An 18942-nucleotide genomic window follows, 5' to 3' on the forward strand; every position below is an offset into this window, starting at 1 on the left:
TCGCAACATCACCGGCAGCGGCGACAACTGCGAGCAGCGGCGGCAACAGCGGGCAGCGACAACAGCGGGCAGCACCGGCAACAGCGGGCAGCGACAACAGCGGGCAGCACCGGAAAACAGCGGTCAAGCGTCCCCAATGGACCGCGTCACGAGAAACACCGGATACGGGACCCGTTGAAGGTGACCATGTCCGCCAGCGCGGCCCCCAGGTCGATCGGCGCACCCCAGTCGAGACCGTCCAGTTCGGCGTAGGCCCGGTGCAGGTTCGCCGGCAGCCGCTCCTGTTCGGACAGTTCCGCGTAGGGCCCGAGGTCCGCTTCGCGAGCGGCCTGCAGGGGCGTCAGGCCGGCGGACTTCCCGTACGAAGCGAGTTTCTGCAGGAACCCCAGGTACCCGTCGACGACGTCGATCGCCTCAGGTCCGCACAGCGGGCCGTGGCCCGGCACGATCGTCTCCGGTTCCAGTTCCCGGACCAGGTCCAGTGCCTTCCGCCAGCCGGCGGGCGAGCCCATCAGCGCGAAGGGGCTGCCACCGTTGAAGATCAGGTCCCCGACGAACAGCACCCGCCGCTCCGGCAGCCAGACCAGGACGTCGTTGGTGGTGTGTGCGGCGTGTCCAGGGTGAATCAGTTCCAGCCGGACGTCGCCGGCGTGCACGGTCAGCCGGTCGTCGAACACCACTTCGGGCGGTCGCAGTTCCAGGTGGCCCCAGTCGTTCCCGGTGAACGAGTTCTCGTAGGTGTTGATCCCGGTCGCGATCATCACTTCGCGTGTCTTCCGGTGCCCGACGATCGTCGCGCCGGTCGCCAGGTGGTTGCCGTTCGTGTGGTCGCCGTGGTGATGGGTGTTGATCACGGTGGTCACCGGCGCCCCGCCCGCCGACTCCGCCGTCGCCAGCAGTGCCCGGGTACGCCGTTCGGTCGAACAAGTGTCGATCAGCACGGTGTGCCCGCCCGCGGCGACGAACCCGCAGTTGTTGATCCACCACGACCCGTCAGGTTGGACGTACCCGAAGACACCATCGGTGACCTGCCTGGCGAAGGGGGATTGGTCCACTCGGTCACTATGCCCGACGAAGGTGCCCGAAATGTGACGAGATCGCTCCGCCACCAGGGTGATGTACCAGGTGACTGGTGTTTTCGGGCGTTTCCTGGAACGCTGCGCAATGTCATCATCGAACCCCGCAAGGTGAAGTACCCTGGGTGGGTTCGAGTATTCGCGCGCAGGACGGCGGGCAGCCGTGGTCCTGGCTATGTGGTCCGGGAGAGCAAGGCTGATGGCCAGCACCGTCACCTCGCGCCGGAAGCAGCTCGGGAACGAGCTCCGGCATGCCCGCAACGCCGCGCGGATGACACAGCAGCAGGTCGCCGAGGTTCTCGGCTGCACCCAGGGCAAGGTCAACAAGATCGAGTCCGGTGCCGTCGGGGTCAAGCTCGGGGATGTGCGATCCATGCTGAACGCGTTCGGGATCAACGGCGACGAAGCCGACACGTTGATGAACCTGGCCCGCGCCGCGGCCGGGCAGCGCGGCCACTGGTCCGGGTACCGATCCGTGGTGCCGCACTGGTTCCGCACGTTCACCGACCTCGAACCCGCGGCCGCGGAGATCCTCACCTGGCACGGCGAGCGCATCCCCGGCCCGTTGCAGTCCGAGCACTACATGCTCAAGCAGTTCACCGAAGCGGGCGCCACCGACGTCACTTCGCTGGTCCGCAACCGGCTGGACCGCAAGGCCGTCTTCGAACAACAGCAGCCGCCGTACTACCGGTTCATCATCAGCGAAGGCGCACTGCGCCGCGCTCCCGGCGGCTCCGCCCCGGCGGTGATGCTGGACCAGGTCGAGCATCTGTTGGCGTTGGAGAAACATCCGCGCGTGTATGTGCACGTGTTGCCGTTCGGCGCGCGGCTCGCCGCGGTGCCCAACGACTTCACCATCATGCGTTTCCCGGATCGCACCAGGGATTTCGTCTACATCGAGCATTCGGCGGGCGGGTTGTACCTCGACGACGTCAAGGACTTCAACATCTTCGTCGATTCCTGGGACCGGTTGCGCGGCGCCGCGCTGGAACGCCAGGAGACCCGGCAGTTCCTCAAGGAACTCGCCGAGTTGTACCGGACACAGATGCAAGCCTGAGATGGACCCGCGGTTCGTCCCCGAGGGCGTGGATCTGGAGCGGCCCAACGCCGCCCGGATCTACGACTGGGCGCTCGGCGGGACCGCGAACTGGGCGGTGGACAGAGAATTCGGCGAACAGCTGGTCAAGACCTTCCCGCTCGTGCGGACCGCCGCCAGGGCGAACAGGGCTTTTCTCGGCCGCGCGGTGCGGCACTGTGTCGAGAACGGCGTGAACCAGTTCCTCGACCTCGGCTCCGGCGTGCCGACGGTCGGCAACGTCCACGAGATCGCCGGCGAGGCCGACGGCGACAGCCGGTGCGTGTACGTCGACAACGAACCGGTCGCCGTGGCGCACGCCAGGATCCTGCTGGAGAAAGGCGGCGATCCCGCCAGGCACGCGGTGCTCGGCGGCGACCTGCGCGACGCGGACGACATCTGGGAACGCGCCTTCGACACCGGCGTGCTCGATCCGGCGAAACCGGTGGCCCTGCTCACCGTCGCGGTCCTGCATTTCGTGCCGGAACCCGAACTCGCCGCCGTCATCGCGCGGTACCGGAGACTGCTGCCCGCCGGTTCCTTCTACGTTCTTTCCCATGTCACGATGTCCGGCGTGGAGGGAGCCGAGCTGGAACAGATCCAGCGCGTCGTGAAGCAGTACGAGCAGTCGAGCACTCCCGCGACCTTCCGCGACAAGGAAGAGATCCGCGGTTTCTTCGGGGATTTCGAGCTCGTCTCGCCGGGTCTGGTCCCGGTCGGCGCATGGCGGCTGGACGATCCCCGCTCACCTGCGGTTGACTGCGCCATCGGCGGGGTCGCCCGCAAACCCGGTTCCTGACGAGGTGTGACGGTATGACGACGCAGCACGACCCCGAAGCTCCCGACGGTGTCGATCTCGAACGACCCAACGTGGCCAGGGTGTACGACTGGTTCCTCGGCGGTTCGGCCAACTGGGCCATCGACCGCGAGTTCGGCACTCAGGTGCTCAAGCAGTTCCCGGAGGTCAAGACCTTCGCCAGGGTCGGCCGCGACTTCCTCGGCCGCGGCGTGGGATACCTGGCGCGCCAGGGGATCACGCAGTTCCTCGACATCGGCTCCGGCGTGCCCACGGTCGGCAACGTCCATCAGATCGCGAGCGCGATCAACCCCGGCTCCCGGGTCGTGTACGTCGACATCGAGCCGGTCGCCGTCGCGCATTCCCAGTTGCTGCTGGAACGCGAAGGGCTGCTCGGACGGCACGCGGTCCTGCAGGGTGACGTGCGGGATCCCGCCGACATCTGGAAGCGTGCCCTCGAAACCGGCGTGATCGACCCGCGTCAGCCGATCGGGCTGGTGATGGTCGGCCTGCTGTACTTCCTCGGCCCGGACGTACCCGTCCACGAGATGGTCAAGCGCTACCTCGATTTCCTGCCGTCGGGTTCGTACTTCCTGTCCTCGCATCTGACCGAGGACGGCGTGACGCGCAAGGAAGGCGACAACCGGGAGAACGTCCAGGAGCTGTACAAGAAGACGAGCGCGCCGTTCCATCTGCGGTCCCGCGCGGAGTTCGCCGCCTTCTTCGACGGACTGGAGATGGTGGAGCCGGGCATCGACTGGATGGCCGCTTGGCATCTCGACGAAGCGGCTTCCCGGGCGAGCGACCGGTTCGCGGACGACCCGACCTTCACCGGTGGGCTCGGCGGCTTGGGCCGCAAGCCCTGAGGCGGATCAGGCCCGGCCGGTCAGATGCCCGATCAGGGGCGTCAGCTCGAAATGGCTTTCGAGCGGCCGGCCGGTCCTGATCAGGTCCCGGTGCGCGCCGGGCGAATCGATCTCGGAGTTCCATGGTGGCTGCTTGCGCAACGGGGCCTGGATGAGGCTGAACCCGAACCGCTGACGCAGTTCGAGCCCGATGGTGCGGTGGTGCTTCGCCGAAGCCATACGTTCGTCCTCACGGCGGAACAGGAGCGTGGTGAGGCGGACGGCCATGGCGTCACACCCCCCGGCTCGGCCGCGGCAACCGCGTCTGGTCGGCCGAACCGGCCAGGCCGAGACAACGCTCACAGGGCATCCCCGAACCGACGGGGATCCATTCCAAGTGGTCGTAAGGCATCGCCGCGCCGCACCGGGCGTGCAGGAACTCGGGGTGCGAACCCCTGGAGTGCAAGTCGAAAAGGTGCGCGGAGCGGCGGCTTTCGCCCGCCGTTCCGGCCATGAGCCTGCCGACGGCGAGCACCGTCGCCGGCATGGTGTCCTGAATGATCACGCTGATCCTCCCCCACGAGGTCGGCGGTGGGTGGTCATGCGCCGCGGGGTGGTGCCCCTGCCGGTCACCTGCCGTCGGTGGCCTGCCGGAACGGTGGAACTCCCGTCGAACGCCGCCCGGTGGCGTCTGCCGCCAAGAGCCGTACGTGCTGCGAGCGATTCACCAACAACCGAGCCCCGGCCGCTGCGATTAATCCTACTCCTGGAATAATCTTCATGTCGAGGGTGGGCGGAGTTGATCACCCACTTGGCCGTGCGGGATAGTCCCGTTGAGGCAGGGAGAAGCTGGGGCCGTGACGGTTCGCGCAGGTCGCGACCCGCACCCCCGACCGACGTTCGGAGGTACGACCAATGGCCGATTATCCATCGGCGGCGGATTACGATCCGACCACGGCCGTGTCGCTGTTCGACGACGCCACGTGGGAGAAATCCTTCGCGAGCGAGCCCAACGGGGGGAACTGTGTCGAGGTCAACCTCGCCCACGAAGGCCTGGTGGGGGTACGTGACACCAAACTTGCCAACAGTCCTGTCTTCGTCTTCGATTCCGGTGAGTGGAACGCCTTCCTCAAGGCGGTCAAGGCCGGACAGTTCGATTTGAGCCCTTGACGGATGGCTCGCGTGCCCACCTCGACACGCGAGCCATCCGATCTTCGGTCACTTCGAGTCACACCGTCGCGGGGAGCCCGTTCCCGCGCAATCTGGATTTGGTGCGCCGCCAGGCGATCGTGATCAGGACGGCGAGCACGATCAGCGGGATCAGGCTGATCGACCAGCTCACCGCCATCGGCGGCCCCGGCTGTTCGAGCACCGCGAGATCACGGAGTTCCCCCGTGCCCTTGCCGGCGGGCCCGTCGATCTCGAACCGGAACGTCCACGAGCCCTCCGTCTGCAGGGCACGGATGTCCAGTCCCCACACCTCCAGTTTCCGTGGATGCTTCGCCAGCGGTTGCGGACGGCCGAGCCGCCCGGTCTCCGGATTGACGAACGCGAGTGTCCCCGACCTCCCGGCGATCCCGTCGTCCGGGATGAACGTGAAGTCCAGCGACTGCATGGCGCGCAACGGCCACGTGCTGAAGCCGACCGTCATCCCGTACGGGCCGACCTGCACCCGTTCGGTGTGGACGATGTTCACCGGTTCGTAGGCGTTCGCCGCGGGCGTGGTCGCGAACAGCAACCCGATCGCCGCCGCCAAGGCCAGCAGTGTCTTACGCATGCGCGTTGTCCCCCTTCGCCGGGGCCAGCAGCCTCAGCATCCCGCCGAACCGCCACCCGGCGAACCCGCCGAGCAGCCCGAACACCGCTCCCACTCCGGCCGTCATGACCACGATCGACCAGTCGAGCGAGCCCTCGTAGACGATGCTGTTCTGGATCGGCATGCTCGCGCCGACCAGGAATCCGCCGATCGCGCCTGCCGGCACGGAAACGCGGCCCGCGGACCAGCCGCGCCGCGAAAGCAGGTACACCGCTTCGAGAACGGCCGCGATCGGCAGCAACGCCATCGGCATCATCGAAGGCATCGCGGGCACGCCGTCGATGTAGTCCCGCATCGGCAGGCCGACGGCGCTCGCGTACGCCTCGGCGGCCCACGGCGAGAACCACCAGGTGATCGCCTGGATGACCGCCAGCGCCGCGGCGACCCGGATCGCGCCGCCTGGCCGTCCCCAGAACCCGGCGCCCGCCGAGACCAGCAGCACCGAAAGCAGTGCGATGCCCACGGAGACGACGTCGAGCCCGTCGACGTCGATCTGCTCCAGCCCCAGCACGGTCACCGTGCTGAAGGCGATCAGCACGCCGAGGCTGCCGACCACGCCGACGCTGCCCCAACGGTGCTCCCGCGCGGCCGCGAACACCATGACCGTGCCGATGATGCTGAGCGTGATCGACAGCAGCAGCCCGATGTGCGGCGGCGAGTCGATCACCGCGTCGAAGCCGTACAGGCCATGCCACCACTGGTCCCACAGGCCGTACAGCAGGAACATCGCGGCGCCGGTCCCGGTCACCAGATAGCCCGCCGGTGCGGCGAAGACCTTGCCGAAGACGTTGATCGCCCGGCCGCCGACACGGGCGTCGATCGGACGGCCCGCCCTGCGCGCGGTCGTGGTCATCAGCACGACCATGAGGCTCGCGAGCCCGGAGATCGCGCTGCCCGAATACAGGAACAGGTGCGGCATCGTGAAGAACGTGTCCGGGCCGACGTCGCCGTGCCACTGGATGTCCCAGGTCAGCCCGACCAGCGAGATCACCGATCCGGCCAGCACGGTGCCCGCCGGTACGAGACCGGTCCGTTCACTGCGTGCCACCGAGGCGACCCTCGCTCCTCCCGCGGTGAGATCCATAACCCCCCGACCTCCCTCTCTTACTTGACCAGCAAAGGAAAAACGTGCTGCGTGGCGCCGGACGGCCCGCGCAGTGAAACGGTGATCTCCCATTGCCCCGACATCGGCAGCAGGACGTCGCCGGTGCGGAACCTCCCCGGTGCCTCCGCGATCGCGGGCGACGGGGCGAGCGCGTGACCCATCTGCGGCATCACCGGTTCGAGGGTGACGACGTCCGGTGTGGCGCCGGTGACGGTCAACGCGAAGACATTCCCGCCCTGGTGCGGATCTTCGACCGACAGCTGCACGGTGTACGGGCCCTGCGTGGAGCGCTGGACCTGCGCGCCGCCGCTGCTCGGCCAGACCAGCCAGGCCACGATCGCCACCACGAGCACCGCGACCACGGAGATCAGCAGGACGGGTTTGCGTCTGTCCACTATGGAACTCACTGCGGTGCCCCTTCCGCCGGGACCTCGATCTGCATGGGCACGGTCAAGACCGTGTACTCGCGCTCGGCCTGCAACCAGATCCGGTACTTGCCGGGTGCGGCGAAGGTGTAGGTGAACGGGACGTCCGGGCCGTACGCGGCGACGGTCTCGTCGGGTTTTCCCGGCATCCCCGGCGATTGCGGGATCATCGAGTGCACGTGGGCCCAGGTCGGCGCGGCAGCGGCAGCCGCGCCGACCCGGCTGTCGTCGGTTATCGGGCCGACGACGATCAGGTGGCCGAGCATGCCCAGCCAGGGTTGGAGATCCGCTTTGCCGAACCGCGCGGTGATCGTGGTCGGCTTCCCCGGTTCGACCTCGACGTCGACCGGGTTCCCGTTCACCACCCGCTTCCCGGCGCCGGCGGGGACGGGTTCGGCGGGGGTGTCCGTTCCGGCCGCGACAGCCAGCGTCGAGCGGACCAGCTGCACGCCACCGCCTCGCCGGGCGAGTTCCGCGGCGACGGCGTAGGTTCCGGCCTCGGGCGGCGTGAACTTCACCCGGTAGTCGCCGGGGCCGACGCGCACCGGATGCAGATGCCAGAGCCTGCCCGTCGGCGAGATGACGACGAGATGGACCAAGGCGTTGTCGTGCACCAAAAGATCGTCGACGGGGCGGCCGGTCGCACCGTCGGCGATGGCGAGCCGCACCTCGGCGATGGCACCCGACCGTGCGTTCGGGGAACGCACGGCCAGGTTCACCGGCGGCCGCGAGAAGTCCACAGTGGACATCTGCGCGTTCGCGTACGGATCCTGGATGTTGTCGATCGTCGGATCCAGCGCGGCGCCCGACAGGGGCGGCGGCGGGGTCGACGCGGAGAGCATCGCGCCGGTGATCGCGACCGCGAGCGCGGCCACCATCCCGCCGGCGGGGATCAGCGCGAGCCGCGGCCGGCGCACGCGCATCGCGACGACGAGACCGAGCACCAGGAACACGCCCGCGGCGACGAATCCGCCGAAAGTGGCCTTCTCCCACGGCGGGATGACCCTGGCCGGGACGATGAACGGGATCGACGCGGTGTCCGTCCCGTCGTCGAGGCCGAGCTCCCACGGCCCAGGCTGATCCACCTGCAGTCGTGCGGAATGCGCGCCGGGCCTTCCGTCCAGCCGCACGGTGGTCTCGGAAAACGTCGTCCCCGCGGTGGAAGCGCGCAGTTTCAGCGTTCCCGGCGCGCTTCCGGTGTGCGTGACGACGTCGACGTGCAACGGCCCGGGCGCGATGTCCATCCGCCGCAGGATGATCGTGAGATCGCGGGTGCCGAGCGTCTGCGCGACCTGGACGTCCGCGCCGCTCGACACGCCGTCCGCCCGCGCGGTGCCGCCCAGCAGCAAGGACGCCAGCGCGCAGAGTACGAGTACGCGGGCGATGACCAACGGCGCCGTGCGCCGCCCTCTCGGTGAATTCCCCATCCCGGCTGAAGTTAGCGGCGACGGTGGGGGAAAGCGTCACGGCGCGGGGTGAACCGGGGTCCCCCGTAAAGGGGATGATGACCCTTACTCCGGTGGGGTCTGAAGGGGTCGAGCCGTTAACGGGTCCGCGGGTCAGTTCCGCCGCGAGTCGTCCGTCTGGACACGTGTGTCGTCCAAGCAATCACACGTGTCGTCCATCCAATCGCGCGACACCTGACCAGTAGGCACCCAAGACACGGTCGGTCGGTAGCTGTCCTTACCACTCAGGAGCCACCCAGGAAACGATACGCGCGCGGATGCGCCCGGAACCAGACGTTGAGCCTGCCGATCCGGCGGACGAGCGAAGACCGCAACGTCACCGGCACCAGCCTGCCGATCAGCCTCACCAGCGTACGGAACCGGTCGAATCGGTGCTGGTCCCGTTCTGTCCACTGTAGACCGAGACGATCCCGCAGCGCGGGCGGCAACGTGCCGCGGATGACGAACATCTGCCCCCGGTGCTGCCACCGTCGCAGCCGCACCCAGCGTTTGTCGGGCAGCCATCGCCACGGTTTCTTCACCGTCCGGATTGTTTCGAACAGCGTCGAAATCGTCTCGTTCGGGCCGAAGCCGTCGATCATGTCCGCGTAATACCGCTCGAATTCCGGCCACGTCGGCGGCAGATCCTGTTCGCGCAGGCCGAGTAGTCGCCCGACGTCGCACATCTGCGCGTAGTATTCGTCCAATTCGGACGGTGTCATCGGAGTTCCGTAGAACCGTTGTGTGTCAACGGGAACCATGACGAGCGTGGCGTGCACCCAGGCGTACGCGTGCGGGTTCAGCGCGCTGTAACGGCGGCCGTCGTCGACACCGGTGAACGACCGGTGCAGTGCCCGCAGCCTGTCCGCCTCGTACCGCGCGCCCTCCGGGCCGCCGTAGATGTAGATGGACAGCGAAGCGGCGGTGCGCATCAGCCGCGTCCACGGATCCTCGACGTAGTCGGAATGATCGCGCACCCCGGCCGCGACGACCGGATGCGCGACCTGCAGCACCAGCACCTGACCCGCCAGCAACCCGGCCCGGAAGTCGCCGAAGTACTTCCACGCCGCCGTCCCCTTGACGATCGGCGGCCCGGTCATGACGCGCCGCGGACCAGCATCATCAACGACTGCGCCACCGCGACCCCGTCAGCACCCGTGGCCAGTCTGCGCAACTGGAGTCCGGCGATCAGCGCGACGACGGGACCGGTCAACCGCTCCGGGGACGGCACGCCGAGCGTCCGCAGGATCACCAGCGCCAGCTCGTCGTAGGCGGCGAAGCACCGCGCGGCCGCGTCTTGGAGCCCAGGGTCGCGCGCGGCCTGGAGATACAGCTCGTGCGCGCCGAGTTCGTCGGTGCCGAACGGAAGCTGCGCGATGACCTGCTCGACCACCGACGCGGCCTGCTCGACACTCAACCCCTGTTCGCGGTAGGCGTCGACGAAGCCGGTGAGCTTCGTGGTCTCTTCTTCGACGAACAGCAGCATCGCCTCGCGCAGCAACGCGGTCTGGCTGGGGAAGTGGTAGGTCAGCGTGCCGAGCGAGACACCGGCCGCGGTCGCGATCCGGCGGTTGGTCAGCCCGCCGACGCCCTGTTCCCCGACCACCTTGAGCGCGGCGTGGAGAATGGTCTCGCGGGTGTTCACCAAGCGGTCTCGGGTTTGCGGTCCTGCCACCGTTCGACCTCTTCCAGTTGCGCGGCCAGCGAAATCAGCCGTTCCTCGGCGTGCGAGGGGCCGAGCAGCTGCCCGCCGAGCGGCAGACCTTCGGGGCTCAGCCCGGCGGGGACGTTGACGCCCGGCCAGCCCAGCACGTTCCACGGCCAAGCGTAGGGGCACGCCGCGATCATGGCCTGGTCGGTCTGCCACCCGGTGAGCTTGTCGAAGGCGCCGATCCGCGGTGGTGGCGTCGCGGTGGTCGGCGTGAGGACGACGTCCACCCGGCCGAACACCGAGCCGATCTGCCGTTGCAGCAACGGTTCCGCGGCGCGGGCGAGGCTCAGCGCCGGTCCGGCGAGTGCCGAGCCCTGCCGGGCGTTGGCGCGGGTGCGCGGGTCGAGCCGCGCCTGCTCCGGGACGCGACGGGCCCAGTCACGCACGCCGACGAGCGAACGCGGCAGGAAGGTGAGACCGATCAGCCGGTAGTCGGGTTCGATCTCGACGATCTCGTGGCCGAGTTCGGCGAACCGCTCCGCGAGCCGGACGACGGCCGCGTGCGCCTGCGGTCCGAGCCGGGTTTTCGTCGCGGTGAAAGGGATCCGTGTGGACAGCCCGATCCGCATCCGGCCCGGTTCGCGGCGGGCGGCCGACTGGAACGCGGTGCCGGTGCCCGCCGCGACGTCGAGCAGCAGGGCCGCGTCGGCGACGGTGCGCGCGAGCGGGCCGACCACGGTCAGGCCGTGGAAGAGTTCGCGTTCGGTCGGGACACGGCCGCGCTGCGGTTTGATCCCGACCAGATCGGTCCACGCGGCCGGGATCCGGATCGACCCGGCCCCATCGGAACCCAGCGCGGCGGCGATCACCCCCGACGCGATGGCCGCCGCCGCGCCGCCCGAGGAACCGCCCGGGGTGCGTTCGGTGTCCCACGGGTTGCGGGTCGCGCCGAACGCCGGGCCTTCGGTGAACGGCCACTGGCCGAGTTCCGGGGTGTTGGTCTTCCCGATCAGTACCGCGCCCGCCCGCCGGAGCGCGGCGACGGGCGGGGAGTCCGCCGTCGCGACGGAGAAGTCGCCTTCGCAGCCGAACGCCGTGGGCAGCCCGGTGACGTCGAGGTCGTCCTTGATCGCGGTGGGGACGCCGAGCAGGGGAGCGGTTTCGCCGGCGGCGAGCCTCCGGTCGGCCTCCTCGGCCTCGCGAAGGGCTTCTTCGGCGCGAAGGCATTTGAAGGCGTTGAGAACCGGCTGACTGGCTTCGGCCTTTTCGAGCGCCAAGCGCGTGAGCTCGACTGACGTCGTGACTCCGGCGACGAGCATCGAGGCCTGTTCGGCCAGGCCGGTGAACGCGAGGTCCGAGGCACTTTTTACCGCCGAGGGCCCATCGACGAGGTCCGCCTTCGAGGTGGTCATGGGATCCCCCTGCACGTCTCGTTCGTTCAAACGAACGATACCACCGAGTAGCTTCGATGTGGTTACGTGACTTTCATGAACCTCGATCGCTTCCCCCGCGTCGACCTCGGCGGCTACCCGACGCCGCTGCATCCGGCACCCCGGCTGGGCGAGGCCCTCGGTCTGCCGAACCTGCTGCTCAAGCGGGACGACGTGCATCCACTCGGCGTGGGCGGCAACAAACTGCGCAAACTCGAGTTCCTGCTCGGCGCGGCGATCGAGAGCGGCGTCGACACGGTGATCACCTTCGGCGCGCTTCAGACCAACCATGGCCGCCAGACCGCCGCGGCCTGCGCGAAGCTGGGATTGCGGTGCGAACTCGTGCTCACCGCGAAGGTCCCTCGCGACGGCGAAGCGTACGAGCGGTCCGGCAACGTGTCCCTCGACCACCTCTTCGGCGCGAACGTGCACATCTGCCGCGACGGCGAGGAGACCGGAAGGACCTACGAGCGGCTGATCACCGAGGCCGCGGCCGAGGGCCGCGAGGTGGCCACGTTCCCGGTCGGCGGTTCCGACGGCGTCGGGGCGCTCGGCTACGTGGCTGCCGCACGGGAGATCGCCGGGCAGCTCGCCGAGCTGGGCATCACCAAGGCACGGCTGGTCGCCCCGCACGCCAGCGGCGGGACCTCCGCCGGGCTCATCGTCGGAACGGCGGACCTCGACTGGCTGACACTGGACATCGCCTGCGTCAGCCATCCGATCGACGAGGCCCTCGACAACCTGGCCGATCTCACCATCGCGGCGTCGGTACTGCTGGGGACCGAGCCGCCGTCACTCGACGGCCTGCATATCGACGACCGCACGATCGGCCCCGGCTACGGCATCCCGACCGACGGGACCTGGGACGCGGTGCGGCTTTTCGGCCGTACGGAAGGGATCGCGCTCGATCCCGTGTACACCGGCAAAGTGGGCGCCGCACTGATCGACTGGGCCGCCGAAGGCCATTTCGCGGCCGACGAGCACGTTGTCTTCCTGCACACGGGCGGTTTGCCCGGCCTCTACGGGTACGCCCCCGAGTTCGCCGACGCGGTGAGCCGCTGACGCGACCTTCAGCATCCCGGCGATCAGGACCACGTGCGCCACCAATGAAACCCGCTGCATGACACCGACCGGCGCGATGTCGGTCAGCGTCTTGAAGAACGGGATGTCGGACAGGCGCACGAAGATGAAACTGAGCCCGAAGACGATCAGCCCTGCCGCGCTGCCCCACGCCAGGCGGCCGACCAGCTTGGCCGCGGGCGTTCCGCGCAGGTTGTCGCGCAGGGTGAATCCGGCGGCGGGCAGGCTGAGGAACGCGATCAGGCACGCGTACAGGTGGATCTCGCCGCTGACCGGATCCGGGAATTCGGGGTAGCTCGCCGGGAAGATCGCGGCCGCCGCCAACCCGAGCGACCACAGCACGAACAGCAGTTTCGTGGTGCGGCTGAGCTGGATCCCGGCCGCGGCCAGCGCGCCGAGCGCGGTGAGCGAGCCGATCGACAGGGAGAGCACGCTGGCACCGAGCATGCCGGTGCCACGGTCGACGTAGGCGTAACTGGACAGCGTGTCGAACACCGGATCGCGTGAGCTGATCAGGTGGAGCACGACCATCGTGAACAGTGCCCAGCCGATGGCCGCGCCAGACGCGATCAGCCAGGGCTTGGTCCTCGATCTCTCCCCAGGGAACGTCATGCGTTCAGCGTGGTCGTGCCGTCGCGGATTTCCGATCCGGGAAGCCCCCGGTTTTACCCTGGGGCTACCCCGAAGTCGACCAGTACCAGTAGCTGGTCATCGTGCCTTTTCGCGCGGGGCCAGCGCTCGCCGTCCGGGTCCTGTTTCTCCGCCGTGCGCACCGCGTCGAGCACTGCGTCCGGACCACGCTGCCTGCTGATGTCGAGCACTTCCGGCCAGTCGAACAGCTCGTACTCGTCGACACCGATCGCGACACCGTCCGTCGCCAGGAGCAGGGCGTCGACCTCCGAGCGCGGCCAGCTGCGGCGTACGGCTTCGGCGGCCGCCTTCGGTTCCGCTTCGGCGACCCAGAAGCCGTCCGGCGCGTTGCGTTTCGCGCGGACGTCGGCGCCTGTACGGAGCTGGCCGTCTTCGCGCAGGGAGACCAGCCTGTCGTCGGTGAGCGGATCGGCACCCGAAGGACCGAAGGCGACGATCGGGCTGTCGGCGAGCACCAGCCCGTCGACGGTGTCGTCCGTCCAACGTGCGATCGCGACCGTGCTCGACGGCGATCGCCCCGGTTCGAGGCCTTCACGACGTGCGACGTCGGCTATCGACTCGGCCAGGAGCACCGCGAGATCCGCCTGGGGTTCCGTGCTCAAAGCCCGCGACAGACTGTGCACGAGCAGGCTCGCGTACCAGCCGCCGGACGGCAGATCCGGCCGCGGCGCGGTCGCCCCGTCGAGCACCACCACGGCGTTACCGAGTACGGCGACATGGTCTTCGGTCGGGCGCGTCGCTCCGTCCGCGCCTACTCCGTCCCTTTCCGCCACTGAGATCTGGGGCATGTCCCCGACCCTAACTGTCAACCGAGGTTGACGTGGGCGTGATGTCAACGTAGGTTGACGTCATGACCGAAGCGACAGATCTGGCCGCGCGAGCCGGTGACCGCGATCCCCGAGTGGGATTGCGCGCCGTCGCCGCCTTGCGCCGGCTGTTGGAACAACTCGAGGCCGTGCAGGTCCGCAGCGCGCGGGTGCACGGCTGGTCCTGGCAGGAGATCGCGGCCGAGCTGGGGGTCAGCAGGCAAGCGGTGCACAAGAAGTACGGGAGGCACTGATGTTCGAACGCTTCACCACCGAAGCCCGCGAAGTCGTCGTCGGAGCCCAGCGCGTCGCGTCGGACGAGGTGTCCGGGAACGTCGACCCACTGCACCTGCTGACGTCCCTCGCCCGGCACACCGGCGTGCTCACCGCACTGGGCTGCCCGGCGGACGAACTCGCCGACGACCTCCGGCGAGTACGCCGCCGGGGTGGGATGAGCGACGCCGACGTCGAAGCACTGAGCGGCTTCGGCATCGACGTCGAGCACGTCGTCGAGCGGGTCGAGCAGACCCACGGCCCCGGCGCGCTGACCGGCGGCCGTCGTACCGGGCGCGGCCATCGGCCGTTCACACCGGAAGCGAAGAAGGTGCTGGAGAAGAGCCTTCGCGAAGCCATCGACGTCGGCAGCAAGCGCATCGAAGGCGAGCATCTCCTGCTCGCGATGACCGCCGTCCCCGGCGTGGCCGCCGACGTCCTCGCGCAGCGGGGTATCGACTACCTCGCCGTCCGGCGCCTGCTGGACCAACGGGAGGCCAGCTAGTGTCACCGGACTCGCGTGATCCGAGGCCGCACACGCGAGTTACGTCTCCAAGCACGCGAGTTACGCCTCTGATCACGCGAGTCACGTCCCTGATCACGCGAGTTACGCGCGCGGCTGGACGGAGGAGCGCTCCCGCCAGATGACGTACGGCAGGAACGCCTGCGTCAGCGGTCCGATGGCGAGCGCGTAGAGAACCGTGCCGACGCCCACGGTGCCGCCGAGCAGCCAGCCCGCCGCGAGAACGGTGATCTCGATGAGGGTCCGGACGAGGCGGATCGACTTGCCCGTCCGGGCCGACAGCCCGGTCATCAGACCGTCGCGGGGGCCGGGGCCGAGCCGCGCGCCGACGTAGACCGCGGCGCCGAGACCGTTGAGCACGACACCGGCGACCAGGTTGAGGAGCTGCCAGCCGAGCACGTCCTGGTCGGGCAGGAAGAGTCGCACGAAGTCGACGGTGAGCGAGATGACCACGATGTTGGCGACGGTGCCGATCCCCGGCCGCTGCCGGAGCGGGATCCACAGCAGGAGCACCAGGACCGACGCGATCGCGGTGACCGTGCCGAACGACAGGCCGGTGATCTTCATCAGGCCTTCGTGGAGCACGTCCCACGGGTCGAGGCCGAGTCCTGACCTGGTCAGCATGGCCATGCTGCCGCCGTAGAGGACGAGTCCGGCGACGAGCTGGATCGAGCGGCGGGTGGTGTCTTGGGAGATGCCGACGGGTCGGAGATCGAGTTTCAGTGCCACGAGTGCACGATCGGGGGTAAGTGGCTACCTTGACCATGGCCAATCTGGAACAATTGGCCTTATGGAACCGCTGATCCCGCTGACTGGACGCGTTTCGGGTGCGAAATTGGCCGTTTTGCTGGGGAATTGGCGGCAGAGTGGTTCTCGACACGGTGCGGCGGATCTCGCGGCCGCCGTCGAGCTGCTGGTCCTCGACGGCAGGCTCCCGCTCGGCACCAGGCTCCCGGCCGAACGCGAGCTCGCCGACGCGCTGGAGGTCAGCCGCACGCTGATCGGTGCCGCGCTGGACAAACTGCGGGCCGACGGTCTGGTCGCCAGCCGTCGTGGAGCCGGTTCCTGGATCGCGTCACCCGGCGGTCGCGGCCGGGACCCGATCCTGCCGGCCGGCGAGGACCTGATCGACCTCGCACAAGCCTGTCCGCCTGCCATCCCCGGCCTGGTGCCCGCCGTGGACGCCGCGCGGAAGGCGCTCGTGGACCACCTCGGTGAGAACGGCTATCACGTACGCGGCCTGCGGATCCTGCGTGAGCGGATCGCCCGGCGCTACACCGAACGCGGGCTGCCGACGAACGCCGATCAGGTGATGGTCACCAACGGCGCGCATCACGCGTTCGTGCAGGTCCTGCGCATGCTGGCCGGTCCCGGCGACCGGGTGCTGGTCGAGCAGCCGACGTACCCGAACTCGCTGGAGGCCATCGGCGCCGCGCACGCCATCCCGGTCCCGGTGCCGCTGGATCCGGTCACCGGCTGGGACATCGTCGGGATCGAGGCCGCGCTGCGGCAATCCGCGCCGAGGCTCGCGTACTTCGTCGCGGACTTCCAGAACCCGACCGGTCTGCGCCTGGACGCCGTCGGCAGGGAGCGGCTCGCGGCCGCGCTGAGCCGTGCGCGGACCCCGGCGATCATCGACGAGACGCTGGTCGAGCTGGACCTCGAAGGCGATCCGGTCGACGGGCCGCCGCCGCTGGGCGCGTTCGCGGGCGATCTCGGCATCACGATCGGCTCCGCGTCCAAGTCGCATTGGGCGGGGCTGCGGCTCGGCTGGATCCGCGCTTCCGAGGACGTCATCGGCAGGCTGGTCGCGGCGCGGTTCGCCGTCGACCTGGGGTCGCCGGTCTTCGAGCAGCTCGTCCTCGCCGAACTGCTCGACGACGGCGGGTCCGCGCTGGCGCACCGCCGCCAGGAGACGCTGGCCCTGCGTGACGCGTTGACCGGCGCGCTGAACTGGTACTGCCCGGACTGGACGTTCACCGTGCCGCCCGGCGGGCTTTCGCTGTGGTGCCGTCTGCCGGAGCCGATGAGCACGCGGCTGGCCGTCGCGGCGGCGGGGCACGGGGTGCAGGTGGCGCCGGGCTCGCGGTTCGGTGTCCACGGTGGACTGGAGCGCTGGCTACGGCTGCCGTACGCGCTTCCGGCCGAGAGGCTTTTCGAGGCCGTACGGCGGTTGGGCGCGGCCGCCGCTTCGGTGGCCGCGACACCCACGACGGTCGCCCCGGTGGCCGTCCAGGTCACCTGACTCCCCGCAATTCGTCACCTACTTGCGAGGGGTGAAAGCCGCAAGTAGGTGACGAATTGCGGGAAAGGGGCGGAAACGGAAATAGCCGGTGCGCCGGCGGGGCGGCCGATGCTCCAGGGAGGGCATCGGCGCCGCACGACCAGCGCACCGGCTATCCGGCCCGCCCCGAGGTCGAAACCCCGGGACGGGCACCGCGGCGGTTACCCGGCACAGCCCCTCGACGTGCCGGGAACCGCCCGCGGTTCAGGCGGACTTCGAGCTTGGCCGGCTCCTGCTCGGCGCGGTGAGCAGAAGCCCCCGAAGTCCACCCGGTGCTGGTCCCGGCGCCGCAGGGGCAGCGCGGCGCCGGGGCCGGGATCCGAACCGGCCGGGCGCGGTCGGCCGTTCGGAAAGACAAAGGGGTTGCCTGAAAGAGGGGCAGGCGAAAGCGGCTTGTGCCAGAGGAGTCAACGGACGTCGAAAACCGAAGTTGATCTTGGTTTGGACGTACTTCTCCCCGGCGACCCGGTCAGGTCAGTCGGGGGAGGTGGCGGGAAGCGCGGCTTCCCTGCCGGTGCGCTCGCCTTCGTGGTCGCAGCCGGTTCCGAGGAGTTTCAGCTGCGTGGCGGGGATTCCGGCGTCGAGCACGGCGAGCGGCCCGCGGCCGCCGCCGGTGTTGTCGTGCCCTGGCTGGGCGGTCGTCGTGGGCGCGATCGGGGCCACCGGCGTGTTCGGCATGCCGCCACCGCCGCCCGAGCCGCCGCCATCGGGGGACGCGTGCGTGTCGGACTCGGCGGGCGCGCCCGGAGCGGGCTGGACGTCGGACTTGACCCGGACCGGAAGGGTGACGCGGTGGTTCTGGGCCGCCGTCGCCGGAACGGGCGCCTCGGCGGGAGCGGACGGACTCGGCGCCGGGGTGTTCGGCGCGGGCGTGTTCGCCGTGGCGGTCTTGGCCGGGACGGCGATGCTGACCGAGCCGCTCGCCGACTCACCGGAGCCGCCGCCGAAAACGGGATCGAGCATGTCGCCGGTGCCCGGCAGGATCACCGGGTCACCCCCGCCGCAGCACGGATTCGGCGTGAGGATCGGCGCGACGACCTGGTCGCCGATTCCGCCGACGACCCCGCCGACGGTTTCGACGACGCCGCCGACCGTGTTGGTGACGACGTTCAGCACGCCGCCGATGAGGCCGCCCAGCAAACCGTTGGACGACTTCGCGGTCTTCGCCACAGGCTCCGGAGAAGAGGTCTTCTCGACGGAACTCGCGCTCGAAACGGCCTCTTCCTCGACAGCGGCCTCAGGCTCCTCGTTCACGACGGGAGCAGGCTCGGTTGCCGGGGTTTCGGTGGTCTCAGCGGATTTCGGAATCTCGGTCTCGGTGGAGTCCGAAGTGGACTCAGTGGGCTCCTCGGGAGTAGTCGTTTTCCCGGATCCGGCTTCGTCCGAAGGCTGGACCACGGAGGTCTCCGGCGTCACGGGAGACTTCTCGTCGGCCGAAGCGGGGGCGCTCAGGACGGCGCCGAGGATCCAGCCGGAGAGCGCGAGCCCGCCCGCGAAAAGGATTCGCGCGCCGGTTTTCGGTGCACTGAGGCCGCGACGGCGCACGACTGCCGGACCAGTCACAGCAATCACCACCGTCCGCGCCTGAAGCCCACGTTTTCCGCGTGAGTTCGATCTTGCTTTGGGGTCTCTTCCGGTCAGGTCACAGTTCCCCGGGGCTG

General features: G+C 69.2%; 21 protein-coding genes and 1 pseudogene. 8 read left to right on the forward strand and 14 right to left on the reverse strand.

Annotated elements, in window-relative coordinates:
• Window positions 1-146 precede the first annotated feature (146 nt).
• Window positions 147-1055: an MBL fold metallo-hydrolase gene (locus tag DL990_RS05775; RefSeq protein ID WP_125779701.1), complete on the reverse strand. Its 909-nt coding sequence runs from the start codon at window positions 1053-1055 to the stop codon at window positions 147-149.
• A 220-nt stretch (window positions 1056-1275) separates the two neighbouring features.
• Between DL990_RS05775 and DL990_RS05780 the strand changes: the two genes are divergently transcribed.
• Genes DL990_RS05780 through DL990_RS05790 form a run of 3 tightly spaced genes read left to right on the forward strand, consistent with a single transcriptional unit; the run spans window position 1276 to window position 3813 of the window.
• Complete coding sequence (locus tag DL990_RS05780; RefSeq protein WP_007030807.1) at window positions 1276-2133, forward strand: helix-turn-helix transcriptional regulator; 858 nt, start codon at window positions 1276-1278, stop codon at window positions 2131-2133.
• A gap of 1 nt (window position 2134) precedes the next feature.
• The gene (locus tag DL990_RS05785) at window positions 2135-2950 is read left to right on the forward strand and encodes an SAM-dependent methyltransferase (RefSeq protein ID WP_125779699.1); all 816 of its coding nucleotides are present in this window, start codon (window positions 2135-2137) and stop codon (window positions 2948-2950) included.
• Window positions 2951-2964: 14 nt separating this feature from the next.
• Window positions 2965-3813, forward strand: a complete 849-nt coding sequence (locus DL990_RS05790; protein ID WP_125779697.1) for an SAM-dependent methyltransferase — start codon at window positions 2965-2967, stop codon at window positions 3811-3813.
• Window positions 3814-3819: 6 nt separating this feature from the next.
• Here the strand turns inward: DL990_RS05790 and DL990_RS05795 are convergent, their stop codons facing one another.
• The gene (locus DL990_RS05795; protein ID WP_125779696.1) at window positions 3820-4080 is read right to left on the reverse strand and encodes a hypothetical protein; all 261 of its coding nucleotides are present in this window, start codon (window positions 4078-4080) and stop codon (window positions 3820-3822) included.
• Window positions 4081-4084: 4 nt separating this feature from the next.
• Window positions 4085-4357, reverse strand: coding sequence for a hypothetical protein (locus DL990_RS05800; RefSeq protein WP_125779694.1), 273 nt, complete (start codon window positions 4355-4357; stop codon window positions 4085-4087).
• Window positions 4358-4707: 350 nt separating this feature from the next.
• Here DL990_RS05800 and DL990_RS05805 point away from each other — a divergent pair, with 350 nt between their 5' ends.
• A complete protein-coding gene (locus DL990_RS05805; protein ID WP_125779692.1) occupies window positions 4708-4962 on the forward strand; it encodes a DUF397 domain-containing protein in 255 nt (84 codons plus the stop codon).
• Window positions 4963-5020: 58 nt separating this feature from the next.
• Here the strand turns inward: DL990_RS05805 and DL990_RS05810 are convergent, their stop codons facing one another.
• The 7 genes from DL990_RS05810 to DL990_RS05840 all read right to left on the reverse strand — a co-directional run bounded on the left by DL990_RS05810 (window position 5021) and on the right by DL990_RS05840 (window position 11646).
• Complete coding sequence (locus DL990_RS05810; RefSeq protein ID WP_125798105.1) at window positions 5021-5569, reverse strand: hypothetical protein; 549 nt, start codon at window positions 5567-5569, stop codon at window positions 5021-5023.
• The gene (locus DL990_RS05815) at window positions 5562-6692 is read right to left on the reverse strand and encodes a hypothetical protein (RefSeq protein ID WP_125779688.1); all 1131 of its coding nucleotides are present in this window, start codon (window positions 6690-6692) and stop codon (window positions 5562-5564) included. The genes DL990_RS05810 and DL990_RS05815 overlap by 8 nt, the downstream gene beginning before the upstream one ends.
• Before the next feature lie 20 nt (window positions 6693-6712).
• Window positions 6713-7120 (reverse strand): FixH family protein, encoded by a 408-nt coding sequence (locus DL990_RS05820; protein WP_125798106.1) that lies wholly within the window; start codon window positions 7118-7120, stop codon window positions 6713-6715.
• Window positions 7117-8565, reverse strand: coding sequence for a hypothetical protein (locus DL990_RS05825; protein WP_125798107.1), 1449 nt, complete (start codon window positions 8563-8565; stop codon window positions 7117-7119). Before DL990_RS05825 ends, DL990_RS05820 begins: the two co-directional genes overlap by 4 nt.
• 263 nt (window positions 8566-8828) lie before the next feature.
• Entirely contained in the window at window positions 8829-9683 is an 855-nt protein-coding gene (locus DL990_RS05830; RefSeq protein WP_125798108.1) for an oxygenase MpaB family protein, read from the reverse strand.
• The gene (locus DL990_RS05835) at window positions 9680-10228 is read right to left on the reverse strand and encodes a TetR/AcrR family transcriptional regulator (protein WP_199746285.1); all 549 of its coding nucleotides are present in this window, start codon (window positions 10226-10228) and stop codon (window positions 9680-9682) included. The genes DL990_RS05830 and DL990_RS05835 overlap by 4 nt, the downstream gene beginning before the upstream one ends.
• Window positions 10225-11646 (reverse strand): amidase, encoded by a 1422-nt coding sequence (locus DL990_RS05840; protein WP_125798109.1) that lies wholly within the window; start codon window positions 11644-11646, stop codon window positions 10225-10227. The genes DL990_RS05835 and DL990_RS05840 overlap by 4 nt, the downstream gene beginning before the upstream one ends.
• Before the next feature lie 75 nt (window positions 11647-11721).
• Here DL990_RS05840 and DL990_RS05845 point away from each other — a divergent pair, with 75 nt between their 5' ends.
• Window positions 11722-12726 carry a D-cysteine desulfhydrase family protein gene (locus DL990_RS05845; protein WP_125798110.1) on the forward strand — a complete coding sequence of 335 codons (1005 nt, stop codon included), beginning with the start codon at window positions 11722-11724 and terminating at the stop codon, window positions 12724-12726.
• 78 nt (window positions 12727-12804) lie between these two features.
• Here the strand turns inward: DL990_RS05845 and DL990_RS05850 are convergent.
• Together DL990_RS05850 and DL990_RS05855 are read right to left on the reverse strand one after the other, a co-directional pair.
• Window positions 12805-13356 (reverse strand): annotated as a pseudogene (locus DL990_RS05850) (DUF998 domain-containing protein); the annotation flags it as partial.
• A gap of 53 nt (window positions 13357-13409) precedes the next feature.
• On the reverse strand, window positions 13410-14183 hold the full coding sequence (locus tag DL990_RS05855) for a protein phosphatase 2C domain-containing protein (RefSeq protein ID WP_125798111.1): 774 nt from the start codon (window positions 14181-14183) through the stop codon (window positions 13410-13412).
• A 62-nt stretch (window positions 14184-14245) separates the two neighbouring features.
• Here DL990_RS05855 and DL990_RS05860 point away from each other — a divergent pair, with 62 nt between their 5' ends.
• Together DL990_RS05860 and DL990_RS05865 are read left to right on the forward strand one after the other, a co-directional pair.
• On the forward strand, window positions 14246-14455 hold the full coding sequence (locus DL990_RS05860) for a sigma factor-like helix-turn-helix DNA-binding protein (protein ID WP_004559389.1): 210 nt from the start codon (window positions 14246-14248) through the stop codon (window positions 14453-14455).
• The gene (locus tag DL990_RS05865) at window positions 14455-14979 is read left to right on the forward strand and encodes a Clp protease N-terminal domain-containing protein (RefSeq protein WP_125788632.1); all 525 of its coding nucleotides are present in this window, start codon (window positions 14455-14457) and stop codon (window positions 14977-14979) included. The genes DL990_RS05860 and DL990_RS05865 overlap by 1 nt, the downstream gene beginning before the upstream one ends.
• Before the next feature lie 102 nt (window positions 14980-15081).
• On the opposite strand, the gene DL990_RS05870 is transcribed toward DL990_RS05865, so the two are convergent.
• The gene (locus tag DL990_RS05870) at window positions 15082-15726 is read right to left on the reverse strand and encodes a YitT family protein (RefSeq protein ID WP_125798112.1); all 645 of its coding nucleotides are present in this window, start codon (window positions 15724-15726) and stop codon (window positions 15082-15084) included.
• 61 nt (window positions 15727-15787) lie between these two features.
• Here DL990_RS05870 and DL990_RS05875 point away from each other — a divergent pair, with 61 nt between their 5' ends.
• Window positions 15788-17242, forward strand: a complete 1455-nt coding sequence (locus DL990_RS05875; RefSeq protein ID WP_125798113.1) for a PLP-dependent aminotransferase family protein — start codon at window positions 15788-15790, stop codon at window positions 17240-17242.
• Between the two features lie 513 nt (window positions 17243-17755).
• On the opposite strand, the gene DL990_RS05880 is transcribed toward DL990_RS05875, so the two are convergent.
• Entirely contained in the window at window positions 17756-18844 is a 1089-nt protein-coding gene (locus tag DL990_RS05880) for a hypothetical protein (RefSeq protein WP_233620404.1), read from the reverse strand.
• Window positions 18845-18942 lie beyond the last annotated feature (98 nt).

The sequence above is a fragment of the Amycolatopsis sp. WAC 01416 genome (assembly GCF_003947485.1).
Classification (GTDB): Bacteria; Actinomycetota; Actinomycetes; order Mycobacteriales; family Pseudonocardiaceae; genus Amycolatopsis.

What these genes read in the sequence shown, in the direction of transcription:
- DL990_RS05805 (WP_125779692.1), top strand. Translation starts at nt 4,708, where the DNA reads ATGGCCGATTATCCATCGGCGGCGGATTACGATCCGACCACGGCCGTG.
- DL990_RS05785 (WP_125779699.1), top strand. Translation starts at nt 2,135, where the DNA reads ATGGACCCGCGGTTCGTCCCCGAGGGCGTGGATCTGGAGCGGCCCAAC.
- DL990_RS05815 (WP_125779688.1), bottom strand. Translation starts at nt 6,692, where the DNA reads ATGGATCTCACCGCGGGAGGAGCGAGGGTCGCCTCGGTGGCACGCAGT.
- DL990_RS05855 (WP_125798111.1), bottom strand. Translation starts at nt 14,183, where the DNA reads ATGCCCCAGATCTCAGTGGCGGAAAGGGACGGAGTAGGCGCGGACGGA.
- DL990_RS05875 (WP_125798113.1), top strand. Translation starts at nt 15,788, where the DNA reads ATGGAACCGCTGATCCCGCTGACTGGACGCGTTTCGGGTGCGAAATTG.
- DL990_RS05795 (WP_125779696.1), bottom strand. Translation starts at nt 4,080, where the DNA reads ATGGCCGTCCGCCTCACCACGCTCCTGTTCCGCCGTGAGGACGAACGT.
- DL990_RS05830 (WP_125798108.1), bottom strand. Translation starts at nt 9,683, where the DNA reads ATGACCGGGCCGCCGATCGTCAAGGGGACGGCGGCGTGGAAGTACTTC.
- DL990_RS05860 (WP_004559389.1), top strand. Translation starts at nt 14,246, where the DNA reads ATGACCGAAGCGACAGATCTGGCCGCGCGAGCCGGTGACCGCGATCCC.
- DL990_RS05810 (WP_125798105.1), bottom strand. Translation starts at nt 5,569, where the DNA reads ATGCGTAAGACACTGCTGGCCTTGGCGGCGGCGATCGGGTTGCTGTTC.
- DL990_RS05825 (WP_125798107.1), bottom strand. Translation starts at nt 8,565, where the DNA reads ATGGGGAATTCACCGAGAGGGCGGCGCACGGCGCCGTTGGTCATCGCC.
- DL990_RS05780 (WP_007030807.1), top strand. Translation starts at nt 1,276, where the DNA reads ATGGCCAGCACCGTCACCTCGCGCCGGAAGCAGCTCGGGAACGAGCTC.
- DL990_RS05790 (WP_125779697.1), top strand. Translation starts at nt 2,965, where the DNA reads ATGACGACGCAGCACGACCCCGAAGCTCCCGACGGTGTCGATCTCGAA.
- DL990_RS05840 (WP_125798109.1), bottom strand. Translation starts at nt 11,646, where the DNA reads ATGACCACCTCGAAGGCGGACCTCGTCGATGGGCCCTCGGCGGTAAAA.
- DL990_RS05845 (WP_125798110.1), top strand. Translation starts at nt 11,722, where the DNA reads ATGAACCTCGATCGCTTCCCCCGCGTCGACCTCGGCGGCTACCCGACG.
- DL990_RS05865 (WP_125788632.1), top strand. Translation starts at nt 14,455, where the DNA reads ATGTTCGAACGCTTCACCACCGAAGCCCGCGAAGTCGTCGTCGGAGCC.